The following is a 2,628-nucleotide window of genomic DNA, read 5'->3' as shown; positions in this document are numbered from 1 at the left end:
GACTATCACGTTGTAAATAATTTATAATTTCCGAAAAGTTAGTATCATTCATATTCATAACTAAAAATAACTTTAAACTTGGAAATTGAAACAGTAGGAAACTATGATTAGCCCAGATAAAACAAAGAAAGGTTTGGGGCTATAATGCTTCTATCCCTTGCTTAACCCAACGCCATGATGTTTGCATGATTGATTTGAGTTACCGAAAAATCAAGGTCTAAAGCCTCTCCATTCATAGAGAAAAAAGAAAAAAATGCTTTTAGTCAATCCTTCTATTACAGAAGAGGTAATAATTAATTATTAATTATTAATTGTTGAATCTAGCTATAGCCCTAAATCCCATACCATTAAAATAAATTTTGAGACATAAGACCTCTTGCCAAAATTTTAATTAAATCAATTTCAAGATATAAAATCAACAATTTCATCCCCCCTATTCCCTATTCCCTATTCCCTGACTTCTGCAAGAAGTCTATAGTTGTTTAACTTTAGGGTGATATACTTTGGGGGTAGGAGATTCAACTTGCTTAATGTCCATAATCGTGGAGAACGATAATATTTTTTTTGCCCTGAAGATTGGCATGAGCGAAAGTGCATTTTTCCTTGAGTTTAATAACTATTTTCTATAATATTCTATATTTACCAACGCCATTATTCCACACTTGAAAACAGAAAAAAGCCCCCCCTAGAAAGGCGGAGCTTTAGACCGATTTTTTTGCTAAAATTTTATTTAGATATCCAAGTCTTAGAATTCAGATATCCNAGATTCAACTTGCTTAATGTCCATAATCGTGGAGAACGATAATATTTTTTTTGCCCTGAAGATTGGCATGAGCGAAAGTGCATTTTTCCTTGAGTTTAATAACTATTTTCTATAATATTCTATATTTACCAACGCCATTATTCCACACTTGAAAACAGAAAAAAGCCCCCCCTAGAAAGGCGGAGCTTTAGACCGATTTTTTTGCTAAAATTTTATTTAGATATCCAAGTCTTAGAATTCAGATATCCAAAGTCTTAGAATAAACCAAGAGTTAAGGAGATATCAATTGGTAAAGTAGCACCAATACCTAACCACAAAGTAACAGCAGTACCAAACAAGAATACAGCAGTAGCTACAGGACGACGGAAAGGATTTTGGAACTTATTAACACTTTCAATGAAAGGAACCAACATTAATCCTAAAGGAATAGAAGCCATTGCCACAATACCCAACAATTTATTAGGTACAGTACGCAAAATCTGGAAAACTGGCCAGAAATACCACTCAGGCAAAATTTCTAGAGGAGTAGCAAATGGATCTGCTGGTTCACCAACCATAGCAGGATCTAACACAGCTAAACCTACACACAAAGCAAATGTACCCACAATTACTACTGGGAAAATATAGAGCAAATCATTAGGCCAAGCAGGTTCACCATAGTAGTTGTGACCCATACCTTGAGCTAACTTAGCTCTTAATTTAGGATCGCTAAGATCCGGCTTTTTTAAAGTGGACATAATTTATTTTTTTCTCCGTAAAAACTGAGAGCTAGTATTTGATTATTGATAGCTTAACTTACAAAGGTCCAGAGATGCCTTGCTTACGAATCATTAAGAAGTGCAATAACATAAATACTGCAATTAGCCAAGGTAATACAAAAGTATGAAGACTGTAGAAACGAGTTAGAGTTGCTTGACCAACACTTGTACTACCACGCATCAGTTCTACAATGAACGGACCAACAAATGGAATTGCATCGGGTACACCAGACACAATTTTTACCGCCCAGTAACCAATTTGGTCCCAAGGTAAGGAATAACCAGTCACCCCAAAGCTAACAGTAATTACGGCCATAACTACCCCTGTTACCCAAGTTAATTCCCGGGGCTTTTTGAAACCACCTGTGAGGTAAACCCGGAAAACATGAAGAATCATCATCAACACCATCATACTGGCAGACCAACGGTGGATGGAACGAATTAGCCAACCAAAGTTAACTTCAGTCATAATGTATTGGACTGATGCTAATGCTTCTGTTACTGTTGGCTTGTAGTAGAAAGTCATAGCAAATCCAGTAGCAAACTGGATTAGGAAGCAAACTAGAGTAATTCCACCCAAGCAGTAGAAAATATTTACATGGGGTGGAACATATTTGCTAGAAATATCGTCTGAGATAGCTTGAATTTCTAAGCGTTCGTCAAACCACTTATAAGCGGGTGAATCAGTTACCTGTTTTGTGAACATTAAGTCAAAAATCCTAGATGAATATTGCTGTTTATTAACTAGCTATCAGCTTTTAGCATTGAGCTATCAGGTTTTCTTGGGTTAAAATTCCCTGCTTCCTGACTGCTGAGTGCTTAGTGCTGACCGCTTGTTTAATGAATTAAGTTTTTGGGTAGTTAGGAAGATATACTTACATCGACCCTTGAATCAGCAATACAAATATCATACCAACTGACACAGGAATCAAGCAGCAAGTATATTCTTTAACAAAAAAATAAATATTTTTCCTTGCCTACCCTATAGTAAAAAAATTTAACATAATTTGTAGATATATTTCAGATAAGGTGGCAATTTTTGTATGGCTTGATATTTGAAATGATTTTCTATTATCATAGAAATTTTATCAAACCACATAATTATAT

At 35.2% G+C, this 2,628-nt stretch carries 2 protein-coding genes; both read right to left on the bottom strand.

What is annotated here, in order from left to right; all coding sequences use genetic code 11:
* Positions 1–1,017: 1,017 nt before the first annotated feature.
* Positions 1,018–1,500: a cytochrome b6-f complex subunit IV gene (gene petD / locus AFK68_RS02590; protein ID WP_094671389.1), complete on the bottom strand. Its 483-nt coding sequence runs from the start codon at positions 1,498–1,500 to the stop codon at positions 1,018–1,020.
* A gap of 58 nt (positions 1,501–1,558) precedes the next feature.
* The gene (gene petB / locus AFK68_RS02585) at positions 1,559–2,227 is read right to left on the bottom strand and encodes a cytochrome b6 (RefSeq protein ID WP_094671387.1); all 669 of its coding nucleotides are present in this window, start codon (positions 2,225–2,227) and stop codon (positions 1,559–1,561) included.
* Positions 2,228–2,628: the final 401 nt, after the last annotated feature.

Source organism: Hydrocoleum sp. CS-953 (assembly GCF_002260545.1).
Taxonomy (GTDB): Bacteria; Cyanobacteriota; Cyanobacteriia; order Cyanobacteriales; family Microcoleaceae; genus Trichodesmium.
The sequence above is the reverse complement of the archived record's forward strand: the minus strand, read 5'-3'. Positions and strand labels throughout refer to the sequence as shown.

Coding starts and splice junctions, on each gene's coding strand:
- petD (WP_094671389.1), bottom strand. CDS start 1,500: ATGTCCACTTTAAAAAAGCCGGATCTTAGCGATCCTAAATTAAGAGCT.
- petB (WP_094671387.1), bottom strand. CDS start 2,227: ATGTTCACAAAACAGGTAACTGATTCACCCGCTTATAAGTGGTTTGAC.